Here is a 26,320-nt window from a genome sequence, read left to right on the forward strand (position 1 = left end):
CTGTTCTATGTCCTCCTCGTACTTTCATAAGCCTCTGAACCTTGGTTCATCAGCTTATTCAGCCATTCCTTCAGCTCATGGGCTGCGGAATAATTGAGCTTCTGGTCTAATTCCATCAGCTGCTGTTTTACCTGATAGGTTTGCGAATCTGCCAGGTCGCGTTTTTTCGCGCCGTTCACGACAGACAGCACACCATCTTCTATTTTAACAAAACCGAGATCAAAAAACACCTTTGTCATAAAATTGATTGTGTCAATTGACCATCCTCTGTGTCTCGCAAGCTCTGAACCATGCTTGCCGAAGTCAAAAGCGCCCCTTTTCAAGAGAAATGCGTAAAACCACTTGAAATCATTCCGCGATGGAAATGAGGACAGGAAATGTTCTTCATGATTGATAAAAACAAAATAAATCCGTTCCGGCTTCTTTCCGTCTAGCAAATGCTGCAGGCGATCCGCTGACGGCGGCACATCCAGAAAAACGGCATATTTTCCGTCAAGCTGGAGAACTTCCGCCTCGGATTCCGAAGTGATCTCGGCAAGCTCGCCCGACAGCTCTTTTTCACGGAGCTTCTGAGCGGTTTTTTCGTTAAAGCTGATGAGCACCCGTTTTTCCTTCGGCAGCGCGGTGACCGTATCTTCCCACGTCCGCTTGCCTCGAATATCAAAAAGCTGCCATTCCGGCACCGCAGCATCTTTAATCATCAGCTGGGGCTTCTTTCTGTTGTTCCATTCATTAATGGACATCTCGCCGACAATGGAAATCGTTGATCCGGGAACAACTCCGGCTTCCAGCTCTCCTTTGTTAAAGCCGACGCAGTCAAGGACGGCGGAATCACTTTTCACCGTCATTTTTACGTGGTTTTTATTCGCTCCGATCAGGCGCACATCATCAAGCACGGCATTTTTCACCATCACATGCGGTTTAGGGTTAAGCATGCCGAACGGCGACAGCATATTCAATTCTGTAATGCTTTCAACGGTTATGTCTTCAACGCCGCAGACAAGATCAACCTCCTGAACGGGAATAAAATCCTCTTCCGTCAGGGTTTCTTCAGCCATTTGATTCAGCCTGTCCCTTAATTCCGCCACATCTTCAGCCTTCAACGTCATTCCGGCCGCCATCGGATGCCCGCCGAAATGAGGAAGAATGTCTCTGCACTGTGAAAGGCTCGTAAAAAGGTTGAAGCCCCTGATGCTTCGCGCCGACCCTTTAGCGATTCCCTGCTCCTCATCTATTCCAAGCACAACAGCGGGCCGGTAAAAACGTTCAGCCAGCTTCGATGCGACAATACCGACGACTCCCGGATTCCAGCCGGCTTTTGCCACTACAATGGCAGACGGGTTTCCGCCTTGCTGCTGAACCATTTCAACAGCCTCTTCGGTCATGGTTTTCACCATTTTCTGCCGCTCTTTATTCAGCCGGTCAATATCCGAAGCCAGTTCCTCCGCTTCAAACTGATCTTCGGTCATCAGCAGGTGAACGGCGGGATCGGCCTGTTCTATTCTTCCGACGGCATTGAGCCTCGGTGCGACCTGAAATCCGATCGTTTCCTCATCAGCTTGTCCGATATCTCCGCCGGAAAGCTTAATCAGAGCTTTGAGGCCCGGCCGATTTGTCGTCCGAAGCCTTTCAATTCCGAGTGACGCAATTAATCTGTTTTCATCATGAAGAGGCACCAGATCTGCAACCGTACCGATTGCCGCCAAGTCCAGCATAGCTTCCGGCAAAGAACCCGTAAGCGCGTGGGCAAGCTTAAAGGCCACACCGACGCCGGCCAATTCTTTAAACGGATAGCCGCATCCCGGCTGCTTCGGGTGGATGATCGCAAATACGTCAGGAAGCTCGGGTCCCGGCTCATGGTGGTCGGTAATAATGACGTCTAAGCCCAGCTCTTTTGCGACTTCAGCTTCATGGACGGCGGCGATTCCCGTATCCACTGTAATGATCAGCGAAAATCCCCGCTCTTTTATGGAGCGGAAAGCTTGTTCATTCGGGCCGTAGCCTTCTGTAAAACGGTCGGGAATATAAAAGTCAACGTCCGCCGACAGCTGTCTGAGTGCCGTCAGCATCACTGACGTGCTTGTAACGCCGTCTGCATCGTAATCTCCGTAAATCATAATCGGTTCCCCTTGAGAAACCGCCAGTTTTATCCGATCAACTGCTTCCCGCATCCCCTTTAATTCATACGGGTCATAAAAGTCTGCATCCTTTGTATGTAAAAACAGCCTTGCGCTTTCGGCAGTATCAAAACCTCTTTTTACAAGCAGTGATGCCACAAGAGGTGTTATGTCCAATTGTTCTGTGAGTGATTTGACTTTTTCCTGATCCGGCTGCTGGATTTCCCAGCGCATTATTGACGCTAACATAAATTCACCCCTCAACCACCCTATTATACTAGAGCGGACTGAGGGGTTTCAAATGTTATTCTGATCCTTTTTTCTCTTCAAGCATTTCTTCCGGCGGAGCGGCTGTTTTTTTGCCGTCCGAATCAGCCGTCAATTCACCTGCGGATCTGTTTTCTTTCCGCAGCATTTTAATTTCGCGCTTCAGTTTCATCACTTGAAAGATACCGGCTGAAAACACGATCAGCGCTCCCATTAACACAGAGCCTAAAATGACTAAAATCAGCGGCCATTCAGCGGTTCCGAACAGATAATCAACCTCAACCGCCCGCACGTTAATGACAGCAAAGATGGCGACAATCAGAGTAAATAGTAAAGCGAATATAATAGTCCATTGTTTATTCATGCGTCTGCCCCCAATTATTGATTCTTATCTTTTCCCCCGTTTTCCCGGGAGTAAACCCCGGCCTCAGGAAATCCGGGCCGTCAACTGCTCGCGGACCAGCTTTTTCAGTCCGCTTCTTTCTCCCGATATGACGAGGGTGTCCCCTTCTTCAATTATGGTATCAATACCGGGGCTCAGCTGTTTTTGCCGGTTTTTCTTCACGATCGCAATAATCTGGACGTTGTAATGTTTCTTGGTCTCCAAATCTCCGATTGTACGGCTGACAGCCGGTGCATGAGATTCGGCTTTAAACCACTCAATGACGAGGTCATCAAGCGCGACTTCCACAGATTCCAGCGCTTTCGGCTTATACGTCATCCCGCCTAAAATAGCGGAAATCTGCCTTGCCTCTTCGTCGTTAAATTCAACGGATGCCAAGCATTCGTCATGATCATTCTCATCGAAGTAATAGAGCTCTTTTCTGCCGTCATCATGAAGAATAATACTGATTTTATCGTGATTTTTCGTAATGACTTCTACTTTCTGGCCGATGCCCGGAAGCTCCGACTCACGAACGTTCATAAGAACCCTCCTACATGTTTTTACAATGATGATTGATTATGTAAGCGTATGTCATTATAGCAAATGCAGGTTTTAAGTTCAATGCGGCCTAAAAAAACAGGCTGCCTTCCGGAAGACAGCCTGTTTCCTTTTACTCTTCGATTGATTTTTTCCCTTTAAATTCTTTTCCTTTCCATACAAGCCACAGCTGCGCGGCGATGTAAAGAGAGGAATAAACGCCCGTCAATAAACCGACCAATAAAGCGACGGAGAAGTTTGTAATTGACGATGAGCCCAAAATGAGCAGCACGACGACAACAATCACAACGGTCAAGACCGTATTGATCGAACGTGTAAAGGTTTGCTGCAAACTCAGATTCACGATGTGTTCCAGATCGGCAAATGACTTCGGCTTGCGTTTTTTCATCTGCTCGCGTATCCGGTCAAATGTAACGATCGTATCATTTATCGAGTAACCGATTATGGTGAGAATAGCGGCGATAAAGGTTACGTCAACCTCCAGCCTTGTAATGCTGAAAAACGCGACGATAAAGAAAGCGTCATACAGCAGGGATACAATTGCGGCGATAGCCATTCTGTACTCGAAACGTATTGATACGTAAATAATGATGCCGATTGATGCAATGGCGACAGCATATAAAGCATTACGGGCCAGTTCTTTTCCGACTGTCGGCGATACCGTGCTGACGTTCGGTTCAGATCCGTATTTGTCCTTAAAGTACGTTTTGATTTCAGCGATCTTTTCTTTAGATGGCTCTCCGACAAACCGGGCTGCGGCAACATGGTTCTCTTTACCCGAGAGCACGATGTTTTCCGGATCCATGCCGAGAGAGTCAAAGTCTTTTTCAACCTGCTGCGCCGTCAATGCATGATTGCTCTGCACGTCAATCCGCGCACCGCTTGCAAAATCGATTCCCAGGTTGAGCTTAAAGACCAGCAAGATGATAATTCCCGCAATGGTTACAGCGCTTGAGAAAATAAAGAAATATTTTCGCTTGCTCGTGAAATCCCATTTTTGGAATGCCGTATGCGGTTCAGTATTTTCATCCGTTTTTTGAATGTCCATAATATGTTTTTTCTTGACGCCGAACCAGCCTTTTTTCCGGTCAAGCCATCTGCTTTCCACAAGAAGGGCGAGCAGGAATCTTGAAAGGAAGACAGCTGTAATAAAGCTTGTCAGTATTGACAAAATCAGCATCGTCGCAAACCCTTTTACAGAGCTTGTCCCGAAAATAAAGAGCACGACTGCTGCGATGATCGTTGTGATGTTCGCATCAAAGATCGTCGCAAATGACCGTCTGTTCCCTGAACGGAAAGCTGAGCGGACGGATTTGCCGAGTTTCAGTTCTTCTTTTATCCGTTCATAGGTGATGATGTTGGCGTCAACCGCCATCCCGACACCCAAAATGAGCGCCGCAATACCCGGAAGCGTCAGCACCGCCTGCATCCAGTCAAACACTTGAAGCGTAATATACACGTATACAGAAAGCGTAATGACCGCTATGAGTCCAGGCAGTCTGTAATAAAGCAGCATAAATAAGAAAACAATTGCAATACCGATGATGCCGGCCTCTACCGTATCATGCAAAGCCTGCTGTCCGAATTGCGCCCCTACTGAAGTAGAGTATTTTTCGGTCAGTTTCACAGGCAGCGCACCCGCGTTTAAAATATTGGCCAAGTCCTTCGCTTTTTGAACGGTGAACTGACCTTCAATCGTGACATCCTTCGTGTTTAATTCCTGGCTCACATTCGGAGCGGATACATATTTCGGATGTTTTTTGCCGACTTCTTTTTTAAATGAATCGCCCTTTTGGTAATCAAGCCAGATCACAAGCTGATTATTAGGGGCCATTTTCTTGACTTTTTTCGTCACTTCTCCGAACTTATCCGCATCCTTCAGCTTAACGCTGACAATCGGTTCGTTCGTCGTCGGATCAAAGGTTTGCTTCGCGCCGTTTTCCACGAGATCAGAGCCGTTTAACAGCTCTTTATCATTCGTATCCCTGAACGAGAGCTGCGCTTCCGTTGACAGAATTTCGCGCGCCCTGTTCTGATTCGTGACGCCCGCCAGCTGAACGCGTATGCGGTTATTTCCTTCAATCTGAATGTTCGGCTCGCTTACGCCGAGAACGTTAGCCCGGCGGTTCAGCGCCTGCACCGTGCTGACGAGCACGTCTTTTGTGATTTTATCGCCTTTTTTGACGGGCTGCACATCGTACAGAACTTCAAACCCGCCGCGTAAATCCAATCCTAACGTAATATTATCGGCAGCCGGTTTTGTAAAATACCCCAGCCCTGTGCCGATCAATAATACGATCAGGAAAAACGCAATCAAGCGTCCTTTTTTCATTATGTATTTCCTCCTTAAACCTATGCCATCATTATCTCAGCAGTTCATCCAAAGCTTCCTGACCCTCATCGCTTTCCAGCCAATTAGACGACTTAAAAGCTTCAACGGTTGCATAGTTCATAAAATCGCCAATTTTAACTGATAAAATATTACCGGCCAATTCATGCAGCGGCAGTTCCTTTTTCTGTTTCCACTTTTTATGTATTAAGTATGACCATAAACTCTCGTGCTCAACATCATCGTATCCGAGGATTTTGAACTCTTCAAGTTTACTGTACAAGAAAGGCCGCAAATGATCTTTGTACATTTCGGCGGGATGTTTCTCCACTGGGCGCTCGCTCCTTTTTCCATTTTTCTCGAAGACTTGTCATGCTCGGACGACATCGGCGCATATCTTTATTGTATATGATTCCAGGTAGTTTGAGAAGGCAGGGGTTTATAAAATGGCAAAACAGACTTTTTTAAGGGGCACTCTTATTCTCATTGCAGCCGGGATGATTACGAGAATGCTCGGCTTTGTCAACCGGGTGGTTATCGCCCGGTTTATCGGTGAAGAAGGGGTCGGTTTATACATGATGGCTGCCCCGACATTTTTCTTGGCCACCACTTTGACTCAATTCGGCCTCCCCGTTGCCATCAGCAAACTTGTCGCTGAAGCAAGCGCGCGGGGGGACCGGCAGAAAATGAAACACATTTTAGTGATGTCGCTTACCGTCACTGGGATATTAAGTCTCATCTTCACGCCGCTGTTTTTATGCTTTGCGCCGATTATGTCCGAAACGATGCTGACGGATCAGCGCACGGTTTACCCGCTTCTGGCGATTACGCCCATCGTGCCGATTATCGCGATATCCAGCGTGCTGCGCGGTTACTTTCAGGGCAGGCAGAATATGAACCCGCTGGCGTTTTCCCAAGTGCTTGAGCAGATCGTGCGGATTTCACTTGTCGCAGTCTGCACGACGGTGTTTCTGCCGTACGGGATTGAATATGCCGCAGCAGGAGCCATGATTTCGTCTGTCATCGGGGAGCTTGCCTCTCTTATTTATTTATTCATTTGTTTTAAAGCAAATAAAACAATCAGAATCAGAAAACAATTTTTCAAGTCGATTGCAAATGGAAAAGAAACCTTCCGCCAGCTGATGAGCGTGTCGCTCCCGACAACCGGAAGCCGCTTCATCGGAAATTTATCTTGGTTTTTTGAACCTATTGTCGTCGCGCAGAGCCTTGCGATTGCAGGAGTAGCCACCGCTGCCGCCACCAGCCAGTACGGAGAGCTGACCGGATTTGCCATGACGGTTTTGACGCTGCCCAGCTTTATAACCTATTCTCTGTCAACGGCGCTTGTTCCTGCGATCAGTGAAGGAATGGAGCAAAAAAAGCTGCAAGTTGTCGAATACCGTCTAGAACAGGCGATGAGGCTGTGTCTTTTAAGCGGAGGCATTTCGGTGGTTATTTTATTCTCTTTCGCTGATGAACTGATGTCCGTCATGTACGGATCAACTAATGCGGCGGTATTTGTTAAAGTGATGGCGCCGTTTTTTCTGCTTTACTATTTTCAGGGGCCCCTTCAGGCGGTGCTGCAGGCTCTCAATTTAGCCGGGGCAGCCATGATGAACAGTTTTATCGGCGCCGCTGTCAAAACCGGCCTAATTTTTGTTTTGGCGACCAGGCCTTCCTTGGGCATCATGGGCGCCGCACTTGCGATTGTAACGGGGATGGTCCTTGTCACCCTGCTGCATGCGGCCACCGTAAGCAAGGTGCTTCCGATCAGCATTAAAATAAAAGAATACGCGCTCTGTTTTGCCGTCATATTCATTTGCGGTTATGTCAGCCGCATCATCAAGCACGCCGTTCATTTTTCAGGATCAGAGGCTGTTAATCTCACAGGCTGGATTGCAATGACGGCGGCTTTGTACATTGCGCTTCTTCTGTTATTCAGGCTGATTAAAAGGGAAGAGCTGATCCGTATTCCGGTCATCGGCAAGTTCGTGACGCGGTGAAACCGATTTATGGCTCCCCTTTTTCATCTTTAAGATCAATAAAAAAAGCGCCGTCCGTAAACGTGCAGAATGATATAACCGAAAGATCGCGATATCCTCTTTTTGCTAAATTTTTTTCAAGCCAGTGTTTATCTTTCCCGATTCTGTCCAGATGCTCGTTCTGAATGACCCCGTCAACGATAAGCGATGTTTCCATCTGCTTATCCTTATTGTTTTTCTTTTTGACGATTGACAGTTTGCCCGAAGACTCCAAAATGGCGTACGACACGTCAGAGATTCTATCGATGTTATTCTCTCTCAGCTGCATAAGAAGATCGTCAAAATTGTAGCGCTGCGATCTCATCGCCCGTTCATCAATTTTTCCCTGTTTTATAATAATGGTGGGTTTTCCGTCAAGCAGCTGCCGTATTTTTTGGCTTTTGAGCGAAATAAAAGCAAGGCTTACTTGAATAATCATTAAAACGACAATCGGCACTATTGTGTGCAAAAGCTTATCTTTTACATTTTCAATTGCCAATACGGCAATCTCGGCAATCATAATGGAGACGACAAGGTCTAAAATGCTCAGTTCTCCGATTTCCCGTTTTCCCATCAGTCTGAAAATCACAAGAATGATAAAATAAAGCACAATCGTACGAAACGTAATAATGAAAATATCTTCCATATCGCACCTCCAACGGTCATAGCATTTGCCATCGGCTCTGAATTATGTAATAAACGGGCTGAACATCATGCATTTACGTCTAATTCGAACATTCAGAGAATACATTTAGAAAAAGACGGGCTCCGGCTTGTCATATATCAGGCCGCAGAGCGGAGAGGAGATAAAAATGGAAGAAACGAAACAAGTGGGAAGAGGCGTTTTGTACGGCTTAGTGGCTATTTTTGCGGTGATGCTTCTTACGAGTTTGGCGATTTCGCTTTTACTGACGGTTACCTCAATGGAAGAATCATCTTTCAGCTGGCTGATCACCGCGCTTTCTTTTCTTTCTTTATTTGCGGGAGGTTTTATATCGGGCGGCAAAGCGAAGGAAAAAGGCTGGATGATCGGAGCGTTAACCGCCGTCTGTTTTTCATTAATCATCTTGCTGTTTCAATATTTAGGGTTCGGAAAAACGTTTACATCCGGTCAGCTTTTGTTTCATCTCGGCTTTTTGGGAGTCAGTATGCTGGGCGGCATTTTCGGAGTGAATTTGAAAGGAAGCAGATCAGCGTAATAAAAAAAGAGCGGAGAATCCGCTCTTTTTTTGTATGTATGAGCTTCGCTGTTATTCAGCGGAAGCTTCTCTGATTGCGCGGCGGTCAAATGTTAAACGGGTGTTATCACCTGTTTTAATGACGACCTTGCTTTCATCAATTGAATCAACAGTGCCGTGCAATCCTCCGATTGTCACCACTGAATCCCCTTTTTTCAGCTCTTCCTGCATCTGGCGTACGGCCTTCTGCTGCTTTTGCTGCGGACGGATGAGCAGGAAATAAAGCACTGCAAACATTAAAATAATAGGAACGATTGTGCCTAAAGTACCCATCTGTTTCCCTCCTTTCAAGAATGGTTTTATTTAGAAGCTTTTCGCATTTGGCTTATTATAGCCGTAACGCTCAAAGAACTCTTCTCGGAAATCACCAAGACGATCCTCCCGGATGGCTTGTCTGACCTGCTCCATTAAGTGTAACAGAAAATGAAGGTTATGGTAAGTTGTTAATCGAATTCCAAACGTTTCATTACAGCGGATCAAATGTCTGATGTAAGCGCGGGAGTAATTTTTGCATGTATGGCAGCTGCACTCTTCGTCAATCGGACGGAAATCACGCTCATATTTGGCGTTTTTCATATTCAGACGCCCTTCATTCGTAAACACCGTGCCGTTTCGGGCAATCCGGGTCGGCAGTACGCAGTCAAACATATCCACGCCGCGGATGGCGCCGTCAATTAAGGCATCCGGTGAACCCACACCCATTAAATATCTCGGCTTGTCCTTCGGTAAAAGCGGAGTTGTAAACTCAAGCACTCGGTTCATGACGTGCTTCGGCTCGCCGACAGATAATCCGCCTATGGCATAACCCGGAAAATCAAGCGAAACCAAGTCTTTTGCACTTTGTGTCCGCAGGTCTTCGTATTCTCCGCCCTGTACGATCCCGAACAGACCCTGCTCATCTGAGCGCCCGTGCGCCTCCAGGCAGCGTTCCGCCCAGCGACTGGTCCGTTCCACAGAGCGTTTCATGTAATCATACTCTGCCGGATACGGCGGACACTCATCAAACGCCATCATGATATCAGAGCCGAGGGCGTTTTGAATTTCCATCGCTTTTTCCGGAGATAAAAACAGCTTGTCTCCGTTTAAGTGATTGCGGAAATGAACGCCTTCTTCTTCTATATTACGAAACTTGCTCAATGAAAAGACCTGAAAACCGCCGGAATCTGTTAAAATCGCGCGGTTCCAGTTCATAAACTTATGAAGCCCGCCCGCTTCTTTTACAATGTCGTGTCCCGGACGGAGCCATAAATGGTACGTATTGCTTAAAATAATGCCCGCATCCATAGATTTCAGCTCATCCGGAGACATCGTCTTTACCGTAGCAAGCGTGCCGACCGGCATAAATACAGGCGTCTCAAAGGAGCCGTGGGGCGTATGAACTCTGCCCAGCCGTGCTCCCGTTTGTTTGCATTCCTTTATAAATTCATAACGTATCGGTTGTTCAGCCACTTTGTATGAGGCCTCCTGTCATTCAAATTAGATAATCAGCATGGCGTCGCCAAAGCTGAAGAAACGGTATTCCTCTTCTACCGCATGACGGTAGGCGGAAAGAACATGCTCTCTGCCGGCAAGCGCAGAAACGAGCATGATAAGGGAAGATTTCGGCAGATGAAAATTGGTGATCATGCCGTCAATCGCTTTAAATTCATATCCCGGATAAATGAAGATGGACGTCCAGCCGCTCGAAGCGGTAAATACGCCGTCATGCTCGCCGGCAATGGTTTCCAGGGTGCGCGTTGATGTCGTCCCGACCGACACGATGCGCCCTCCCGCCTTTCTGACCTCGTTTAAAGAGGCGGCGGTTTCTTCCGTCATTTCATAAAATTCCGCGTGCATGTTATGCTCTTCCACATCATCCGCGCTGACCGGGCGGAATGTGCCGAGTCCCACATGAAGTGTGATAAATTCAATCCGCACACCCTTTTGCTTCAGCTCGTCCAGAATCTCTTCCGTAAAATGAAGTCCGGCCGTCGGAGCTGCGGCAGATCCGATTTCTTTTGAAAAGACGGTCTGATACCGTTCTTTATCATCAAGCTGCTCTTTAATATAAGGAGGCAGCGGCATTTCACCGAGTGATTCAAGCACTTCGTAAAAAATCCCGTCATACCGGAATTCAATTTTTCTGCCTCCGTGATCAAGCTCCTCCGTGCAGACCGCTGTCAGCCGGCCGTCGCCAAATGTCAGGACCGTTCCTTTTTTTACGCGTTTCGCCGGCTTTACGAGCGTTTCCCATGTATCATTTTCTTCCTGTTTTAATAACAGAAGCTCCACTTTCGCTCCCGTATCTTCTTTTGTGCCGAATAATCTTGCAGGCAGCACACGGGTATTGTTCAAGACGAGACAATCCCCTTCATTAAAAAAGCTTACAATCTCTTTAAATGAACTGTCCGTCAGCCCGCCCGTCTGTTTGTCGAGCACCATCAACCGCGATGCGTCACGCTCTTTCAGCGGCACTTGGGCAATGAGGCGTTCAGGCAGTTCAAAATCAAATAAATCGACTTTCATCATTTCACCTTTATTCTGTCTATTGTTATTTCATTCTGCCGAAAAAATTAAGCAGAATGGATAGTATCACACTGATCACAATACAAGTGACAACGGGAAAGAAAAATGTAACATTTCCCTTCTTAACGAAAATATCTCCGGGCAGCCTTCCGACAAAGTGCCAGACTGCGCCGGCAATAAGCAAAACGGCACCAAGAACCATGAGAACCTTCGGAAAGTCAGTCACGGGCGGGCGCCTCCAATCGAAAATGTTCATACACAGCCGGAGTCACGACCCGTCCCCTCGGCGTCCTCTGGAGAAATCCGATCTGCAGCAGATACGGTTCGTACACATCCTCTATTGTATGCGGTTCTTCGCCGATTGTCGCGGAAATCGTATCAAGGCCGACAGGACCGCCGCTGAATTTTTCGATCATGCCCATCAGCAGCTTATGGTCGATATGGTCAAGGCCGAGCGCATCGACTTGAAGACGTTCGAGCGCGTCGTGAGCGATTTCTTCCGTGATGCGGCTGTCGCCGAGCACCTGGGCAAAATCTCTCACCCTTCTGAGAAGCCGGTTTGCAACCCGCGGCGTTCCCCTTGACCGTCTGGCGATCTCCAGAGCCGGAGCTTCTTCGATATCCACTTCAAAAACGTCAGCCGTTCTTGACACGATATCTGTCAGCTCTTCCTGCGTATAGTATTCAAGGCGCGACAGCACCCCGAACCGGTCTCTGAGCGGTGCGGTCAATAATCCGACCCTTGTCGTCGCTCCTACAAGCGTAAAAGGGGGAAGGTCGAGACGGACGGAGCGGGCGGACGGGCCTTTTCCAATGACGATATCAAGGCAGAAATCCTCCATCGCCGGGTACAGCACTTCCTCAATCGAGCGGTTCAGCCTGTGAATTTCGTCTATAAACAGCACATCCCCTGGTTCGAGCGCCGTCAAAATGGCTGCCAAATCTCCCGGTCTTTCGATGGCGGGACCTGACGTCGTCCGCATCTCCACACCCATCTCATTGGCCACGATAGACGCAAGCGTTGTTTTCCCGAGACCCGGAGGCCCGTATAAAAGAACGTGGTCCAGCGTTTCCTGCCTCATTTTCGCCGCATCGATAAACACGCGCAGATTTTCTTTCACCTTCTTTTGGCCGATATACTGGGCGAGATTCTGCGGCCTGAGGCTTTGCTCGATTATTGATTCATGGCTGTCTGCTGCACTTGAAACGAGCCGTTCATCCATGAACATCACCTTACTTTAATAATTTTTGCAATGCTTTTTTCACATATTGATCTGTTGAAAGCGCCGTTTCCTCTTTTAAGTGAGGAAGCACTTTTTTAATTTCTTTTTCGGCGTAGCCGAGAACCCGGAGCGCTTCAAGCGCCTCGTCAAGCGCCGTTTCAGCCTCTTGTTTTTCAATGCGCGCTTCATGATTGAACAGGTTGTCAATCATTTCAGGCACGACGTCGGCCAGTTTGCCTTTCAAATCAAGAATAATCTGCCGCGCCGTTTTTTTGCCCACACCCGGAAATTTCACCAAAAAGGCTTCATCTTCCTGTTCGATCGCTTCGATGACGGCTCCGGGGTCACCGGAACCGAGGATGGCGAGCGCCCCTTTCGGCCCGATGCCGGTGACGTTCAGCAGCTTTGTGAAAAGCGCTTTTTCTTCCCGGGTTGAAAAACCGTACAAAGAAAAGGCGTCTTCTTTTATATGATGATACGTAAAAATGGTCTCTTGATTGCTTACCTTATAAATAAACGGGTTCGGAGTGAAGACCTGATAGCCGATTCCGCCGTTTTCAATCACGATGTATTGGGGAGATACATAATCAATCGTCCCCTTCACGAATTCAATCACACCTATTCACCTCTTTGACTGCTTATCATTGTAACACAAAAACAGCCAAAGTCTTATAGAAAAGTTAACGTATGTTCGCTTTGACACCTTCCGTTCAGAAAAAAAAAGACATGTGTCACATGTCTTGCGTCAAAGTCAGCCGCTGTAAGTCTTAATATGATCGATCACGCTCTCAAACTCCGCTTTTGTCCTGTACGGTATGCCGTGTTCCAAGTGCTTTTGCAATCGGCTTTCCAGCCTTTCTATATCAATCTGGAAGAAAGATTGAATCGGCTCGGCCAGCGATCCGGGACGGCCGTGAAAAGTGGAGATGACGCCTCCGTCCGTAACGCCGATATAACCGTTAACCTTACTGAGCGGAGAAATGTCATCAACATGCTTACGGAAAAGGACGAAGCCTTTTTTCTGCTCAACGAGCGTCCAGCCCGCATATGCGGCCCAAAAATCCTCCATCGCCAAAACGGTTTCATCCGTATGTTCGATGCCGACATCACCGTCCAGATAGACCTTTTCCAGCTGGACGTGCACCCGAAGCGGCCCGTAATGCTCAACCTCCGCCCCGTATGCGCCTTTTCCTCCGCAAATCAGGACTGCAGCCGATAAGATAAGCATAAACAATAGACGAGCACCGCAAATTCGTTTCACCAATAACACCTCTTTATTCAATCAAACTCTTGATGCTAGTTTGACCAAAGATGCCGGTGCTTAACCGTTTTCTTTCATTTGTCTGTTTAAGCCGAAAAAAAGCAGCCTCTATATGAGGGCTGCCCCGATGATTATGCCCGGCCGGCTGAAATCAGTTTCATTTGTCCGGGCGTCAGTTTGAGCCGGTATCCCCTTACGGTCAGATACATAGTTTTTTCTCCGCGGCTTTTGTCATGCTCCGTTTTTTTCATTCCGGCCCCTCCGTTACGTTTTATTACTTTTATATTAACACCGCAACATAAAGAGCGTTTTAAGAATATGTAAAGAAATGATGAAGCTTTATCCATAAAAATACTGCCGGATGAAATCATCCGGCAGTCCCGTTTAACGGCTGTTTCTGTTCATGTCTTGCAGCTTTGTAAAAGTAGCGTTGTCGGTAAACACTTGAATTGTACGGCCGTCCGCAAATTTTTTGGCCGCATGTTTGACATGTTTATCATCATTTTTCGTAAAAGGATGATTTGTTCTGACGGCAATGACGACTCTCGTGTCAGTCACGATGACCTGACTATCCTGTACGCCTTTTACTTTTTTCACGCGGTTTGCAACTTTTGCCGCCAGCCTGATGTTTTCGGCGTTGTCATACCCATTATAAGACATTGCTGCCGGCGGCGTATTGACATTTCGGCCGTTATATGTGCCGTCCGTCGTTAACGGAACCCCGTCATTAGGCGCATACTGGTCGGACACGTTTGTCGTATTATGACGGCCGTTTCGGTTTTCCATCATTTCAGAAACGGGTCCTTGATGGTCCATTCCGTACTGGCGTCTGCCGTTATCATTATCATTCGAATAATATCCGACCGGACGTGTTGACTGATTGTAGCGTCCGTCATTCATGGCATTATTTGCTCCGCATGCCGTTAAGCTTGCCGTCACGGCTAAAACGCCTGCGATCGTCATCAGTTTTTTACCCAATGGAAAAACCCCCCGTGGATTCATCGCTGTTTGAGCGTTTTCCGCTCATGTTTAGGATGTGCGGCCGACGGCGGGTTTAAGCTTGTCAGTTATGTCCATTCCTCAGTTGGACATAAAAAAAGGAACGACATACATCGTCCCGAAACATTAATCTTCTTCTTCCTCCGGCCGTCCGAATACTTGATTTGGACTCGGCTGATTCGGCGCGGCATTAGGATTTGCTCCGCCGTAAGGCATAAAATATCCGGCGTTTGCACCCACATTCGGATACGGCTGCACAGGCACATTTGCGTGATGGTGATGTGAACCGTGGTGATGATGGTGGTGGTGATGTGAATCATGGCAGCCGCAATCATCATCCTTATATTTTCCATCATGATGAGGCGCGTTTGCGTAATGTGACGAATATCCGCCGTAATACGGCATTTGACCGTACGGAGCACCGCCGAAACCGGATGCAGAACCATCATAATGCTCTGCATTTTCATGGGCTTGGTTTTCATATTCACCGTAACCCGCTTGCGGCCCAAATCCCGGATGATGGAATCCGTGATGATGGAATCCGTACGGTAACGGCATCGGCATTACCGGAAAGCCTCCATAACCTCCTCCAAAACCGCCGAAACCTCCGCCTACCGGGAAGCACGGATGGCATAGTCCCGAACCCGGCAGCATCGGTGTCACCGGAACCGGACAAGGACAAGGCATGCACGGCATCGGGTAATGCATAAAAGGCGGTTCAACGGCCGGCATATTCGGAAACGGGACATTCGGAATGTTTGGCATGTTCGGCAGATGATAAGCGGCGTTTTCTTCTTCCATCTTTCCGGCTTCAGGCGCCTTCGGCATATTCGGGTAATTCGCGTTTTCCATGTTGATCATTTCCTCCTGTTGTGGAATGTTATTGTCATGCTCTTTTTCTTTCGGCTCGACAAAATGTGTCACCGGTTCCTCCGGCTTAGGAGGCGACCACGGCTGAAACAGCTGATTGGACGGATAATATTGGTTCATATCAGCTTCCGGCAGCACATTTTCATGCTTTTCAGGGATTGGCGGCACATACGGAATTGACGGCTTTGGTTCTTCCGGTATGGTGTCTTCAATGTCCACAACTGATTTCGGTTTTTCTTTGGCATATGGATGCTCATGCTTATGCGCAGACGTTCCGAAGCCGGCCTTGGGCTCTTTTCTGACCGGAACGGCTTCTGAAGGCACCTTTATCTTCATTCCAGGCATAATTAAGTCTGGATTGCTAAGCTGATGATTCAGTTTTTTTAACTCTTCAAGATCAACTCCGTATTTTTCAGCTATTTTCCAGAGCGAATCGCCTTTTTGAACGATATGAATTTTCAACGTTTTCCCCTCCTATGCACAAAACGTGAACGGTACATTTGTCATTACAATACGTTTCTTCACACTATATGCCGGTGGACTGGGCATGATGATAAAAAATTTGGGAAGGAGGGGAAATTTTTATGATTACGTATGACTCAGCATTCTGTTCAAAGCACGAAGCGCTTCTGTCCGAACCGCTTCCGGAACTTTAATGACACCCTTCGGCTCGCCTTTTTCAAGCTGCTCAAGCGACCACAATAAATGCGGCAGGTCGATTCTGTTCATTGTCAGACACGGACACATATCGGGATTCAATGATTCAATCTGTTTATCCGGGTGCGAGTGAATGAGGCGCTGAACAAGATTCATTTCCGTGCCGATCGCCCACTTGCTTCCCGGTTCTGCCTGTTCAATCGTATCAATAATATATTTGGTAGACCCGCTGTCGTCACTGAGCGAGACCACTTCCCGCGAACATTCCGGATGAACGATAATGCGGATGCCGGAATCCCGCTGCCGCAGCTGAGAAATATTTTCCGCTGTAAACTTTTCGTGTACGGAGCAATGCCCTTTCCAAAGGATGACTTTAATGTTTTCCGGATGTTCAGTAAGCAATCGGTTCTGCCCCGGGTCCCATACAGCCATTTCTGTCAGCGGAATGCCGAGGTCATAGGCCGTATTTCTGCCTAAATGCTGATCCGGCAAAAATAAAATTCTTTCTTTTTGTTTAAAAGCCCATTTCAGCACACTCCGGGCATTCGAAGAGGTGACGGTCGCTCCTCCGTGCCGTCCGACGAATGCTTTAATTTCCGCCGTCGAGTTAACATATGTTAACGGAATGATGGTGTTACCGTACAGTTCTTGAAGCTCTTGCCATGCTTTGTCCGTCTGCTGAATATCTGCCATATCAGCCATCGAGCATCCGGCGCGCATGTCGGGCAAAATGACAGTTTGGTTATCATCAGTCAGCATATCAGCGGTTTCCGCCATAAAATGCACGCCGCAAAACACAATATATTCCGCCTCTTTATTTTTTTCCGCCACTTGAGCAAGCTGCAGGGAGTCACCTGCCGTATCGGCGAATTGTATCACTTCGTCTTTTTGATAGTGATGCCCCGGAATGAATAAGCGCTTTCCGAAATCCCGTTTAATGGCGGCGACACGCTTTTCCATTTCTCCGGTGCTCATGTCTTTATAATGGCTCGGCATCATTTCGGCTGATGCAGTTAGCACGTCAAAAATAGACATCTTAAAAATCCCCCTGTTCCGCAGCCTCAACATCCATGCTGATGTCGGCGCTTTTTACTGAATGAGTCAGAAATCCGAGTGAAATATATTGGACGCCCGTCCCTTTATAAGCGGGCAATGTGTCGAGCGTTATGCCTCCGGATGCTTCCGTTTTGATATGACCCGGTGTCATGCCTGCAAAACGCCGGACGGACTCAGGCGGACAGTTGTCAAACATAATAATGTCTGCGCCCGCTTCTATTGCCTCGAGCAGCTGCTGTTCGGATTCAATTTCGACTTCCACCGCAAGCATCTGCCCCGCCGTTTTTCTTGCCCGCTCCACGGCTGCCTTTATCGATCCGCAGGCGGCAATATGATTATCTTTAATCATGATGCCGTCATATAAGCCGAAGCGATGATTAAAGCCGCCTCCGATGCGCACAGCGTATTTTTCCAGCATTCTGAGCCCGGGTGTCGTTTTTCTCGTATCACAAAGCTTGATGGACGGATCATCAAGACGCCTTTTGGCCTCATCCGTCATGGTCGCAATGCCTGACATTCTTTGTATGAGATTCAAAATGACCCGCTCCCCCGTAAGAAGAGCTGCCGCCCGGCCTTCCATTTCAGCGAGCACGTCTCGTCTTTTCATCCGTTCTCCGTCTTTTTTCAGGGAGCGGATGCGGATATCATCGTGTAAAAGCTTCCATCCTTCACGGATAACGTCTTCTCCGGCAAACACGCCGTCTGTTTTTGCGATGATCCGCGCTTTACATTGCTGATCAGAAAAAATCGCTTGTGACGTCGCATCACCCGTTCCGATATCTTCCTGAAAAAAATGAGTCAGCATTTGTTTCAGCTGCAGAATGTCCATAGTTCCCCAATCCTTTCGTTTTTTCTGATAACTGTTCCAGATGTTGAATGAATGATTTGTTTTCCGTGCCACTCTTTCTCCGTCCCGGGAAAATCAGTGCGAAAATGAGCGCCTCTGCTTTCTTCCCGAATAAGGGCTGAGGACACAACAAATTGCGCAGTCTTCCATAGGCAGGATAGCTCGGCTTGTTCCATTGTGATATCCTTCACATTCATATGACGCACAGATACGTTGTTAAGCCAGGATGCCAGCGCCTGCAGGTTTTCTTTTTCCCTGACGATGCCCGCTCCGGCTGTCATTTTGGCTTGAAGGACATGAAGCGTTGTGTCCGGCACTTGTAAGATGACATCAGTTTTCTTCGGGGTTTTTTTATATCTTCCGTTTAACGGTGTTTGAATGATATGTTCAGCACATCGTTGCCCGCTTGCCAGCGCTTCCAGCAGTGAGTTGCTCGCAAGGCGGTTCGCCCCGTGCAAGCCTGTGCAGGCGGTCTCGCCTATAGCGTACAAATCAGGCACGGACGTTTTCCCCCATGTATCGGCTTTTACTCCGCCCATTAAAAAATGCATTCCGGGTGCTACAGGAATCCCGCTTTCAAGATCAACGCCGGCTGTTTGACAAATTTCTGTTATGGTCGGAAAACGTTTGTTAAAATCGGCTATTCGGCTGCAATTTATAAAAACAGGATTTTCTTTCATCATTTCTTCATAAATCGCCCGTGAAACCACATCCCGGGGCGCCAAATCTTCAAGCGCGTGTCTGCCAGCCATGATCCTGCGCCCGAAGCGATCCGCTAAATATCCGCCTTCTCCTCTCACTGCTTCAGAAATCAGACCGTAAACAGTCCCGTTTTTCACAAGGAGGGTCGGGTGGAATTGGGTGAACTCCATATCCGTGATCTCAGCACCCGCGCGGAAGGCAAGAGCGATGCCGTCTCCCGTTATGGCGGAATCATTTGTGTGATATTGGTACAGACTGCCGCAGCCGCCTGAAGCAAGCACTACACAATCCGCCCTTCTGTAAGAAACGGCGCCTGAAGCATCCTTTACGGCAACGCCTGCGCATCGCCCTTGTTCAATCAGCAGATCGACAACCGTCTCGTGTTCAATGATCCGAATGCCGTCTCTCAGCTGCCGAACCAGAAACTCAACCAGCATCCGTCCGGTCGCATCTCCCCCGGCGTGCAGAATCCTCCTTTTGGAATGAGCGCCTTCCCTGCCGAGACAAAAGGTTCCATCCGACTTCGTATCAAAAGGGAAACGGCCTTCTATCAGCCTGTTTATCATGCTCTGTCCGCTTTTCAGCAAATGCCGCACGGCTGTCACGTCATTGTGTCCGCATCCCGCATACAGTGTATCGTTCACATGGGATTCTATAGAGTCATCTTTTGCGTATGACACAGCAATCCCGCCTTGAGCATAATGCGAATTGCTGTTCGTTACGTTTCTCTTTGTAATGACGGTCACTTGGTATGACGGAGGAAATGAGGAAGCACAGGCAAGGGCCGCCGTCCCCGAACCAATGACGATAATTGTTTTTTCAGACATACATCACCCTCCTGTTATATTTACACCTGTCTTGACACCTATATTTACACAACGATAAAATAAACTCAAGCTTTTTTTAACATAAACGGATAGGAGACGGGCTGTATGATTTATCTTGATTACGCGGCGGGAACGCCTTTAAGCAAAGAAGCCGCGAAAGTCTTTCAGCATCTCAGCACAGAGGTATACGGCAATGCAAGCAGCCTTCATGACGCCGGAGGAAGAGCGGCGGACGTGCTGGAATATTGCAGACATTCTGCAGGAAAATTGATCGGCGGAGCGGCAGACGGCATTTACTTTACAAGCGGCGGAACGGAAGCGAACATCTTGGCCGTCCAATCGTTGCTGCACGGTCTGCCCGACCACAAAAAACATTTTATTACGACCGCAATGGAACACCACTCGATCCATAATGCCGCGGCGTTTTTAGCTGACCGGGGAATTGATGTCACCATCATATATCCCGACGAAAACGGCCTTATAACCGAGGACATACTGGCGGCTCATATCCGTCCTGACACGGGGCTCGTATCCATACAGCACGCCAATTCAGAAACCGGCCTCATCCAGCCTGTGAATCGTCTGGCCGCTTTTCTTCACCAGAGAAACATTTTGCTGCATTGCGATTGTGTTCAAAGTTTCGGCAAACTGCCGATTGATGCGGATCAGGCGGGAATCGACGCCCTTTCCGTCTCCGGTCATAAAGTATACGGCCCGAAAGGCACCGGGGCTGTTTACATTCGGCCCGGTGTCAGCTGGAATCCGGTTTATCCGCATACCGTGCATGAAAACGGGTTCAGGCCCGGTACGGTGAATGTGCCGGCCATCGGCGCTTTTACCGCTGCTGCGGAGTACGCAGTGAAACATATGGAGGAACACCGTGAGCATGCTGACAGGCTGAGGAATTATTTGTATGATCAAATTCGGCGTCAAGGCCTCCCCATTTCATTTTCAGAGGAAGAAACCGGCGGTGAATGCCTGCCCCACATTGTCGGGTGTTTTTTTCACTCCTTTGAAGGACAATATATTATGTTAGAATGTAATCGTAACGATATTTGCATCTCAACCGGGAGCGCATGTTCCGCCGGCAGCCACGGCCCTTCTTCAGCTATGAAGGCGCTGAGAAAAACCGAACGGGAAGCGCGGCAGTTTTTCCGGATCTCATTCGGAAACGAAACAACATGTGAACAGCTCGATATGCTGATACATACATTTACGGCGCTATGGGAGCAAAAGAAAGGAGAATCAGCAATTTGACAGAAGGAACGAAGCTTACTGGGGCGAAAAGACGCGACATGCTGCTTCATTGGCTGAAAGAAGCCGGCTCGCCATTAACAGGAGGCGAATTGGCCAAAAAAGCAAATGTTTCAAGACAGGTGATCGTGCAGGACATATCGCTCTTGAAAGCAAAAAGCGAACCGATTATCGCGACGAGCCAAGGCTATTTATACATCAGCATGAATGCCGGCGGCGAAAAAAACGCCGAACGGATTGTCGCCTGTCTGCACGGCCCGGAGCGGACGGAAGAAGAGCTTGAACTCATTGTCGATGAAGGCGTCACCATAAAGGACGTCATTATTGAACACCCCGTATACGGCGATTTAACCGCCGCCATAAGAGTCAGCACACGGAAAGAAGTCAAACAATTCATGGATCACATTAACTCGACAAATGCCGCTTACCTTTCACAGCTGACCGGAGGCGTGCATCTCCATACGTTAAGCGCCCCGACAAAAGAGCGGATTGACCAAGCCTGCCAAGCGCTGGACGACGCGGGTATTTTAATAAAAGATTAAAAAAAAGCCCCCTGAAGGGCTTTTTTTATATCGAATAGGATTGATATGTTCCCAGAAGCTTGACCCGGCAGCCGAGGGCTTCCATCTCTTGAACGGCACCGGGAATGAGAACCTGATCCATCGCCTGTTCAATATCAATAATAAAGAAATAGTTGCCGAGACCCGTTTTTGTCGGGCGCGATTCGATCTTTGATAAATTCAGGTTTCTCCATGAAAAAGCGGACAGCACCCTGTGCAGCGCGCCTGATTGGTCATCTTGGGGAAGCGTTACCATCATCGTCGTTTTCGGCCGTGAAGACAGTTTCGCATTCACTTCGAATGAGACGTCTTTTTCAGGCGAAAGTATGACAAATCTCGTGTGGTTGTCCTGATAATCCTGAATATCCCGCTTCACGATGCTCAATCCGTATGTAGCGGCGGCCATTTCATTTGCAATCACGCCGATCGGAAGGTCCGAATGCTCACTGACATACTTGGCAGCCGCACCTGTTGACTTCGCATACTCATAAGGAACGGACGAAAAATGCCGGTGAAGAAATTTGTGGCATTGCGCAATCGCATGGGAATGAGAATAAATTTTCTCAAGCTTTTTCCACTCATTTTCTCTCGAAGGGTGAACGAGCAGATGCTGGTGAATCGGCAGCGTCATTTCCCCCACGATCGCAAGAGGCTGCTCATGAATCAAGTAGTCAATCGTTAAGTTAACCGAGCCCTCCAGCGCGTTTTCCAAAGGAACAAATGCAAGATCAACTTCTCCCGCAACCGCCGCATCCATACATGCCGGTATTGTTTGATAAGGTGCTTGTGTCACGCTGTTTTGAAAGCAGGAACTGACTGCTAGATGTGTAAATGTGGCTTCTGGCCCTAAATAACCGACTTTCATGTCTCTTCTCTCCTTACGCGCCTGACCCTAAGATCTCAACTTTTTCTATAAAATCAAATTTTCTCAGTTTATTCATTAACGTATGAATGTTTTCTTCCATTGCGGACGTACTGATTGAGAGCGTGACATTCGCCCTGCCCTGAAGCGGAATCGTCTGGTGAATGGAAAGCACGTTGCTTCCTGAGTCAGCCACCGCCTGCAAAAGCTGGGATAACGCGCCTGACCGATCCTCCAAATGAAAGAAAAGTGTGATTATTTGTTCTTTAACCATCGTGTAAAAAGGGAAAACCGCATCTCGGTATTTGTAAAAAGCGCTTCTGCTTAAATCAACTTTCTGCACGGCATCTGCAACCGATTCAGCCTTTTTTCTGTCGAGCAGCTTTTTGACTTCAAGGGTTTTCCGCATCGCATCAGGCAGAACGTCTTCACGCACTAAATAAAATGTCTCTTCTTTCACCTGCACCCCTCCCTTTTACATCAGAGAGCCTGCATTGCAAGCTCTCCATTTTTTTAATCAATAAATTCAAATTCAAATTCCAGCAGCCGGATGATATCGCCGTCTTTAGCACCGCGTTCTCTGAGCGCTTCATCAACGCCCATACCGCGCATCTGTCTTGCAAAACGCTTGACGGATTCGTCACGGGAGAAGTCAGTCATTTTAAAGAGACGTTCCAGACTGTCACCTGAAAGCACAAACGCGCCGTCCGGATCACGGGTAATGTCAAATGGAATTTCTTCATCTTCCATCGTGTACATTACGCGGTTTTCCGCCAGTTCTTCTTCATCATACAGCGGGAATTCAGGCGTTGTTTCCAGCTGGTTGGCGACTTCAAACAGAAGATCGCGGAGCCCTTCTCTCGTCACCGCGCTGATCGGGAAGACAGGATGGTCATCCTGAAGCTTTTCTTTAAACGCTTTAAGATTTTCAGCCGCTTCGGGCATGTCCATTTTATTCGCAACGATAATTTGCGGACGCTCCGTCAGCCGCAGATTATATTCACTGAGCTCCTGATTAATGGTCACATAATCCTCATACGGATCACGGCCTTCCATCGCTGACATGTCAATAACGTGAACGATGACGCGCGTCCGTTCGATATGGCGGAGAAATTGGTGGCCTAAGCCGACTCCTTCGTGCGCTCCTTCAATCAAACCGGGCAGATCCGCCATGACGAAGCTTCTTCCGTCATCCGTTTCCACCATGCCCAGATTCGGAACAAGCGTTGTAAAATGATAATCGGCGATTTTCGGCTTTGCCGATGAAACGACAGACAGAAGCGTAGATTTTCCGACGCTCGGGAAGCCGACGAGACCTACGTCTGCAAGCACTTTCAGTTCAAGCACGATATAGCGCTCTTTTCCGGGCTCTCCGTGCTCTGACAGCTGCGGTGCCGGGTTGGCCGGTGTCGCAAAGCGGGTATTTCCGCGTCCGCCGCGTCCGCCTTTTGCGATGACGGCGCGCTGCCCGTGCTCTGTCAGATCGGCAATGACCTGTTTTGTATCGTCATCCGTTACGACTGTGCCGGGCGGAACTTTAACAACCATATCGTCCGCATTTCTGCCGTGCTGGTTTTTAGACATGCCGTGCTCGCCGCGTATCGCTTTGAAATGGCGCTGGTACCGGAAGTCCATAAGCGTGCGCAGTCCTTCATCAACCTCAAAAACGACGTCGCCTCCATTACCTCCGTCACCGCCGGCAGGCCCGCCTTTCGGCACATATTTTTCACGGCGGAACGCAACCATTCCGTTACCGCCGTCGCCGCCTTTTACATATACTTTCACCTGATCTACAAACATAATATCCTCCGTTCTAAACCGTAAAAAACCGCTAGTTCATTCCAATTTCGGCCACACATTCATGGCCGGTCAGCTCAAATTGCATGACATCAAAGTCCTCATACCGCGATTTGCGAAATTCATCAAACACATCTGCATTTGCAATCGTTCCATGAAAATCGAGATATACAATAAGCTGTCTGTCAGGGTGATCCGTCTGCAGCGATACGGTCAGATGATTTTCACTTTCATTGCTTACCGCCAGACCGAACAGATGAAACAGTTTTCTCATCAGGTTCGACAGCTTTTGATCATATGCCGATAAATCTTTAATTTCTCCGAGCACTTCGTATTCGAGCCTCATATAACGGGACTTCCAATTAAATGTCAGAAAGTCAAACGCCAAGTGCGGGGTTTTCAGGTTTGAGAGCTTTGACTCGTGCTTTGCATCTATGACCATTTCGTCGATTATTTCAACGACCCTGTCATACTTCTGCAAACTTAAGTTTCCTTTTATCAGCTGCAGCTTATTCATCCAATCATGACGGAAATGGCCCATTAATTGGATCAGTTCATTGATCAGAGCCGCATCGCTTACAGGTTCTTCTTGTTTCTTCGATACATCCTTCATTTTCGCACTCCCAATCGTTTAATTTCTTTTTAGGAGTCTTGATAAGTGTGTACTATGAATTATAACAGAGAAGGCTTTGTTAAAAAAACACTTGTTTTTCCTGGTTCATCATGTTCCTTTTTCGGATCGCATACAATGCGGATGCCAGGCAGAAACATTTTTGGTATCACTGCTTGGGGAACATATCCAGTGGGTATGAGAAGCTGATGTCCTCATTCAAGGCGGGGTTCACTCACGCATCCTCTGCTTTTCATTCTTGATGTTACTCCGCTTACTGCAAAAAAAACTCCAGTCAACGACCGGAGTTTTTTGTGTCATTATTGAGCTACAGGATATACGCTCACTTTTTTGCGGTCACGGCCGAAACGTTCGAATTTAACAGTTCCGTCGATTTTAGCAAAAAGAGTGTCATCTCCTCCGCGGCCCACGTTTTCACCTGGGTAGATTTTCGTTCCGCGTTGACGGTAAAGGATAGATCCGCCTGTTACGAATTGACCGTCTGCACGTTTAGCGCCTAAACGTTTAGATTCAGAGTCACGTCCGTTCTTTGTAGAACCTACACCTTTTTTAGAAGCGAAAAACTGAAGATCTAATCTAAGCATGTAACTCACCTCCTATATTTGGTTTGCAGTCAACCGTAAGTGTTCACTGTAATCCCGCTCGATCGTTTCAAGAGAAACAATCATGCCTTCAATCAGCAGCTGCGCTTTTTGCAAAGCTTCCTGATCAGCGGCTTCAGGGAATTCAAAGTAGAAATAACCCCCGTCCTCGCCTATATCAAGAATCGGTTCGAGAGGAGCCAGCGCGATAACCGCATTGACCGCTCCGAAAACGACAGCCGTGACCCCGGCGCAAACGAGATCTCGTCCATGTTCAGCAAAATCGGCATGTCCCGTCATTTCAAAGGACAAAATGCCCCCGTCATCCCGGGATCTTCGAATTGTTGCCTCAATCATGCTTACGCGTTGATTTTTTCGATTGTCAATTTAGTATAAGGCTGACGATGACCTTGTTTTTTATGAACATTTTTCTTTGGCTTGTAACGGAAAACAGTGATTTTTTTCGCACGGCCTTGTTTTTCAACTTTAGCTGTAACTGTCGCGCCTGCAACTGTTGGGTTGCCGACTTTCACGCTGTCTCCGCCAACAAACAATACGTCTTCAAACGTCACTGTTTCACCTGCTTCAGCAGCAAGTTTTTCGATGTAAACAGTTTGACCTTCTTCAACTTTGATTTGTTTTCCGCCTGTTTTAATGATTGCGTACATTCTCTGCACCTCCTATTAGACTAAGACTCGCCAGCAACAGGGGGCTTTAAAGCTCTTATCACCTGTCCCGAGCGGTTGTAGCATTGGTGCTACATCCATAACATT

General features: G+C 47.9%; 30 protein-coding genes and 1 other annotated feature. Of the genes, 4 read left to right on the forward strand and 26 right to left on the reverse strand.

The annotated features are described in order from the left end of the window. Nucleotides 1-5: 5 nt before the first annotated feature. The 5 genes from recJ to ACWJJS_RS13675 all read right to left on the reverse strand — a co-directional run bounded on the left by recJ (nt 6) and on the right by ACWJJS_RS13675 (nt 5,987). Nucleotides 6-2,366, reverse strand: a complete 2,361-nt coding sequence (recJ, locus tag ACWJJS_RS13655; protein ID WP_454023647.1) for a single-stranded-DNA-specific exonuclease RecJ — start codon at nt 2,364-2,366, stop codon at nt 6-8. Between the two features lie 55 nt (nt 2,367-2,421). Next, nucleotides 2,422-2,748 (reverse strand): LapA family protein, encoded by a 327-nt coding sequence (locus ACWJJS_RS13660; protein WP_003152709.1) that lies wholly within the window; start codon nt 2,746-2,748, stop codon nt 2,422-2,424. A gap of 63 nt (nt 2,749-2,811) precedes the next feature. Continuing rightward, the gene (locus ACWJJS_RS13665; protein ID WP_156735602.1) at nt 2,812-3,309 is read right to left on the reverse strand and encodes a cation:proton antiporter regulatory subunit; all 498 of its coding nucleotides are present in this window, start codon (nt 3,307-3,309) and stop codon (nt 2,812-2,814) included. Nucleotides 3,310-3,439: 130 nt separating this feature from the next. Next, nucleotides 3,440-5,659 carry a protein translocase subunit SecDF gene (gene secDF, locus ACWJJS_RS13670; protein WP_156735603.1) on the reverse strand — a complete coding sequence of 740 codons (2,220 nt, stop codon included), beginning with the start codon at nt 5,657-5,659 and terminating at the stop codon, nt 3,440-3,442. A 31-nt stretch (nt 5,660-5,690) separates the two neighbouring features. Further along, the gene (locus ACWJJS_RS13675) at nt 5,691-5,987 is read right to left on the reverse strand and encodes a post-transcriptional regulator (RefSeq protein WP_003152702.1); all 297 of its coding nucleotides are present in this window, start codon (nt 5,985-5,987) and stop codon (nt 5,691-5,693) included. A gap of 115 nt (nt 5,988-6,102) precedes the next feature. Between ACWJJS_RS13675 and spoVB the strand changes: the two genes are divergently transcribed. Continuing rightward, on the forward strand, nt 6,103-7,659 hold the full coding sequence (gene spoVB / locus ACWJJS_RS13680; RefSeq protein ID WP_454023648.1) for a stage V sporulation protein B: 1,557 nt from the start codon (nt 6,103-6,105) through the stop codon (nt 7,657-7,659). A gap of 7 nt (nt 7,660-7,666) precedes the next feature. Here spoVB and ACWJJS_RS13685 read toward each other — a convergent pair whose 3' ends face one another. Further along, entirely contained in the window at nt 7,667-8,323 is a 657-nt protein-coding gene (locus ACWJJS_RS13685; protein ID WP_003152699.1) for a DUF421 domain-containing protein, read from the reverse strand. A 166-nt stretch (nt 8,324-8,489) separates the two neighbouring features. Between ACWJJS_RS13685 and ACWJJS_RS13690 the strand changes: the two genes are divergently transcribed. Further along, nucleotides 8,490-8,876 carry a TIGR04086 family membrane protein gene (locus ACWJJS_RS13690; RefSeq protein ID WP_003152697.1) on the forward strand — a complete coding sequence of 129 codons (387 nt, stop codon included), beginning with the start codon at nt 8,490-8,492 and terminating at the stop codon, nt 8,874-8,876. A 51-nt stretch (nt 8,877-8,927) separates the two neighbouring features. On the opposite strand, the gene yajC is transcribed toward ACWJJS_RS13690, so the two are convergent. The 13 genes from yajC to nadB form a co-directional block, all read right to left on the reverse strand. Next, nucleotides 8,928-9,188: a preprotein translocase subunit YajC gene (gene yajC, locus ACWJJS_RS13695; RefSeq protein ID WP_003152695.1), complete on the reverse strand. Its 261-nt coding sequence runs from the start codon at nt 9,186-9,188 to the stop codon at nt 8,928-8,930. Nucleotides 9,189-9,218: 30 nt separating this feature from the next. Then, nucleotides 9,219-10,364 (reverse strand): tRNA guanosine(34) transglycosylase Tgt, encoded by a 1,146-nt coding sequence (gene tgt / locus ACWJJS_RS13700; RefSeq protein WP_101562314.1) that lies wholly within the window; start codon nt 10,362-10,364, stop codon nt 9,219-9,221. Nucleotides 10,365-10,391: 27 nt separating this feature from the next. Then, nucleotides 10,392-11,420 (reverse strand): tRNA preQ1(34) S-adenosylmethionine ribosyltransferase-isomerase QueA, encoded by a 1,029-nt coding sequence (queA, locus tag ACWJJS_RS13705; RefSeq protein WP_003152692.1) that lies wholly within the window; start codon nt 11,418-11,420, stop codon nt 10,392-10,394. Nucleotides 11,421-11,445: 25 nt separating this feature from the next. Then, a complete protein-coding gene (locus ACWJJS_RS13710; RefSeq protein ID WP_003152687.1) occupies nt 11,446-11,646 on the reverse strand; it encodes a DUF2905 domain-containing protein in 201 nt (66 codons plus the stop codon). Beyond that, the gene (ruvB, locus tag ACWJJS_RS13715; protein WP_367069100.1) at nt 11,639-12,643 is read right to left on the reverse strand and encodes a Holliday junction branch migration DNA helicase RuvB; all 1,005 of its coding nucleotides are present in this window, start codon (nt 12,641-12,643) and stop codon (nt 11,639-11,641) included. The genes ACWJJS_RS13710 and ruvB overlap by 8 nt, the downstream gene beginning before the upstream one ends. Nucleotides 12,644-12,653: 10 nt before the next feature. After that, the gene (gene ruvA / locus ACWJJS_RS13720) at nt 12,654-13,259 is read right to left on the reverse strand and encodes a Holliday junction branch migration protein RuvA (protein ID WP_003152683.1); all 606 of its coding nucleotides are present in this window, start codon (nt 13,257-13,259) and stop codon (nt 12,654-12,656) included. 135 nt (nt 13,260-13,394) lie between these two features. After that, nucleotides 13,395-13,904: an intercompartmental signaling factor BofC gene (locus tag ACWJJS_RS13725; RefSeq protein ID WP_012118093.1), complete on the reverse strand. Its 510-nt coding sequence runs from the start codon at nt 13,902-13,904 to the stop codon at nt 13,395-13,397. A gap of 131 nt (nt 13,905-14,035) precedes the next feature. Next, complete coding sequence (locus ACWJJS_RS13730; RefSeq protein ID WP_373366015.1) at nt 14,036-14,155, reverse strand: hypothetical protein; 120 nt, start codon at nt 14,153-14,155, stop codon at nt 14,036-14,038. Between the two features lie 133 nt (nt 14,156-14,288). Then, entirely contained in the window at nt 14,289-14,882 is a 594-nt protein-coding gene (locus tag ACWJJS_RS13735) for a YhcN/YlaJ family sporulation lipoprotein (protein ID WP_069013531.1), read from the reverse strand. A 147-nt stretch (nt 14,883-15,029) separates the two neighbouring features. Further along, the gene (safA, locus tag ACWJJS_RS13740) at nt 15,030-16,235 is read right to left on the reverse strand and encodes a spore coat assembly protein SafA (protein ID WP_176283445.1); all 1,206 of its coding nucleotides are present in this window, start codon (nt 16,233-16,235) and stop codon (nt 15,030-15,032) included. Nucleotides 16,236-16,361: 126 nt separating this feature from the next. Next, the gene (gene nadA, locus ACWJJS_RS13745) at nt 16,362-17,465 is read right to left on the reverse strand and encodes a quinolinate synthase NadA (protein WP_060674719.1); all 1,104 of its coding nucleotides are present in this window, start codon (nt 17,463-17,465) and stop codon (nt 16,362-16,364) included. Between the two features lies 1 nt (nt 17,466). Beyond that, complete coding sequence (nadC, locus tag ACWJJS_RS13750; RefSeq protein ID WP_454023649.1) at nt 17,467-18,315, reverse strand: carboxylating nicotinate-nucleotide diphosphorylase; 849 nt, start codon at nt 18,313-18,315, stop codon at nt 17,467-17,469. Then, nucleotides 18,297-19,862: an L-aspartate oxidase gene (nadB, locus tag ACWJJS_RS13755; RefSeq protein WP_454023650.1), complete on the reverse strand. Its 1,566-nt coding sequence runs from the start codon at nt 19,860-19,862 to the stop codon at nt 18,297-18,299. Before nadB ends, nadC begins: the two co-directional genes overlap by 19 nt. Before the next feature lie 105 nt (nt 19,863-19,967). On the opposite strand from nadB, the gene ACWJJS_RS13760 reads away from it, so the two are divergent. After that, nucleotides 19,968-21,119, forward strand: a complete 1,152-nt coding sequence (locus tag ACWJJS_RS13760; protein WP_044801621.1) for an IscS subfamily cysteine desulfurase — start codon at nt 19,968-19,970, stop codon at nt 21,117-21,119. After that, on the forward strand, nt 21,116-21,658 hold the full coding sequence (locus tag ACWJJS_RS13765; RefSeq protein ID WP_014305508.1) for a transcription repressor NadR: 543 nt from the start codon (nt 21,116-21,118) through the stop codon (nt 21,656-21,658). The genes ACWJJS_RS13760 and ACWJJS_RS13765 overlap by 4 nt, the downstream gene beginning before the upstream one ends. Before the next feature lie 25 nt (nt 21,659-21,683). On the opposite strand, the gene pheA is transcribed toward ACWJJS_RS13765, so the two are convergent. The 7 genes from pheA to rplU all read right to left on the reverse strand — a co-directional run bounded on the left by pheA (nt 21,684) and on the right by rplU (nt 26,215). Beyond that, the gene (gene pheA / locus ACWJJS_RS13770; RefSeq protein WP_003152668.1) at nt 21,684-22,541 is read right to left on the reverse strand and encodes a prephenate dehydratase; all 858 of its coding nucleotides are present in this window, start codon (nt 22,539-22,541) and stop codon (nt 21,684-21,686) included. Between the two features lie 13 nt (nt 22,542-22,554). After that, entirely contained in the window at nt 22,555-22,998 is a 444-nt protein-coding gene (gene thrR, locus ACWJJS_RS13775; RefSeq protein WP_007408173.1) for a transcriptional regulator ThrR, read from the reverse strand. 53 nt (nt 22,999-23,051) lie between these two features. Then, nucleotides 23,052-24,338: a GTPase ObgE gene (gene obgE, locus ACWJJS_RS13780; protein WP_003152665.1), complete on the reverse strand. Its 1,287-nt coding sequence runs from the start codon at nt 24,336-24,338 to the stop codon at nt 23,052-23,054. Between the two features lie 31 nt (nt 24,339-24,369). Then, complete coding sequence (locus ACWJJS_RS13785) at nt 24,370-24,948, reverse strand: sporulation initiation phosphotransferase B (protein ID WP_003152664.1); 579 nt, start codon at nt 24,946-24,948, stop codon at nt 24,370-24,372. Between the two features lie 317 nt (nt 24,949-25,265). Beyond that, a complete protein-coding gene (gene rpmA, locus ACWJJS_RS13790) occupies nt 25,266-25,550 on the reverse strand; it encodes a 50S ribosomal protein L27 (RefSeq protein WP_003152662.1) in 285 nt (94 codons plus the stop codon). Between the two features lie 12 nt (nt 25,551-25,562). After that, complete coding sequence (locus tag ACWJJS_RS13795) at nt 25,563-25,904, reverse strand: ribosomal-processing cysteine protease Prp (RefSeq protein WP_060674727.1); 342 nt, start codon at nt 25,902-25,904, stop codon at nt 25,563-25,565. Between the two features lie 2 nt (nt 25,905-25,906). Beyond that, nucleotides 25,907-26,215 carry a 50S ribosomal protein L21 gene (rplU, locus tag ACWJJS_RS13800; RefSeq protein WP_003152660.1) on the reverse strand — a complete coding sequence of 103 codons (309 nt, stop codon included), beginning with the start codon at nt 26,213-26,215 and terminating at the stop codon, nt 25,907-25,909. 13 nt (nt 26,216-26,228) lie between these two features. Beyond that, nucleotides 26,229-26,302 (reverse strand) — a sequence feature (ribosomal protein L21 leader region). Between the last annotated feature and the right edge of the window lie 18 nt (nt 26,303-26,320).

The organism is Bacillus sp. JK106, assembly GCF_053663355.1.

Excerpts from the sequence above, each read along its gene's own strand:
- recJ (WP_454023647.1), bottom strand. The coding sequence starts at position 2,366 with ATGTTAGCGTCAATAATGCGCTGGGAAATCCAGCAGCCGGATCAGGAA.
- ACWJJS_RS13660 (WP_003152709.1), bottom strand. The coding sequence starts at position 2,748 with ATGAATAAACAATGGACTATTATATTCGCTTTACTATTTACTCTGATT.
- ACWJJS_RS13665 (WP_156735602.1), bottom strand. The coding sequence starts at position 3,309 with ATGAACGTTCGTGAGTCGGAGCTTCCGGGCATCGGCCAGAAAGTAGAA.
- secDF (WP_156735603.1), bottom strand. The coding sequence starts at position 5,659 with ATGAAAAAAGGACGCTTGATTGCGTTTTTCCTGATCGTATTATTGATC.
- spoVB (WP_454023648.1), top strand. The coding sequence starts at position 6,103 with ATGGCAAAACAGACTTTTTTAAGGGGCACTCTTATTCTCATTGCAGCC.
- ACWJJS_RS13685 (WP_003152699.1), bottom strand. The coding sequence starts at position 8,323 with ATGGAAGATATTTTCATTATTACGTTTCGTACGATTGTGCTTTATTTT.
- ACWJJS_RS13690 (WP_003152697.1), top strand. The coding sequence starts at position 8,490 with ATGGAAGAAACGAAACAAGTGGGAAGAGGCGTTTTGTACGGCTTAGTG.
- yajC (WP_003152695.1), bottom strand. The coding sequence starts at position 9,188 with ATGGGTACTTTAGGCACAATCGTTCCTATTATTTTAATGTTTGCAGTG.
- queA (WP_003152692.1), bottom strand. The coding sequence starts at position 11,420 with ATGAAAGTCGATTTATTTGATTTTGAACTGCCTGAACGCCTCATTGCC.
- ruvB (WP_367069100.1), bottom strand. The coding sequence starts at position 12,643 with ATGGATGAACGGCTCGTTTCAAGTGCAGCAGACAGCCATGAATCAATA.
- ACWJJS_RS13730 (WP_373366015.1), bottom strand. The coding sequence starts at position 14,155 with ATGAAAAAAACGGAGCATGACAAAAGCCGCGGAGAAAAAACTATGTAT.
- nadA (WP_060674719.1), bottom strand. The coding sequence starts at position 17,465 with ATGTCTATTTTTGACGTGCTAACTGCATCAGCCGAAATGATGCCGAGC.
- nadC (WP_454023649.1), bottom strand. The coding sequence starts at position 18,315 with ATGGACATTCTGCAGCTGAAACAAATGCTGACTCATTTTTTTCAGGAA.
- nadB (WP_454023650.1), bottom strand. The coding sequence starts at position 19,862 with ATGTCTGAAAAAACAATTATCGTCATTGGTTCGGGGACGGCGGCCCTT.
- ACWJJS_RS13760 (WP_044801621.1), top strand. The coding sequence starts at position 19,968 with ATGATTTATCTTGATTACGCGGCGGGAACGCCTTTAAGCAAAGAAGCC.
- pheA (WP_003152668.1), bottom strand. The coding sequence starts at position 22,541 with ATGAAAGTCGGTTATTTAGGGCCAGAAGCCACATTTACACATCTAGCA.
- obgE (WP_003152665.1), bottom strand. The coding sequence starts at position 24,338 with ATGTTTGTAGATCAGGTGAAAGTATATGTAAAAGGCGGCGACGGCGGT.
- ACWJJS_RS13785 (WP_003152664.1), bottom strand. The coding sequence starts at position 24,948 with ATGAAGGATGTATCGAAGAAACAAGAAGAACCTGTAAGCGATGCGGCT.
- rpmA (WP_003152662.1), bottom strand. The coding sequence starts at position 25,550 with ATGCTTAGATTAGATCTTCAGTTTTTCGCTTCTAAAAAAGGTGTAGGT.
- ACWJJS_RS13795 (WP_060674727.1), bottom strand. The coding sequence starts at position 25,904 with ATGATTGAGGCAACAATTCGAAGATCCCGGGATGACGGGGGCATTTTG.
- rplU (WP_003152660.1), bottom strand. The coding sequence starts at position 26,215 with ATGTACGCAATCATTAAAACAGGCGGAAAACAAATCAAAGTTGAAGAA.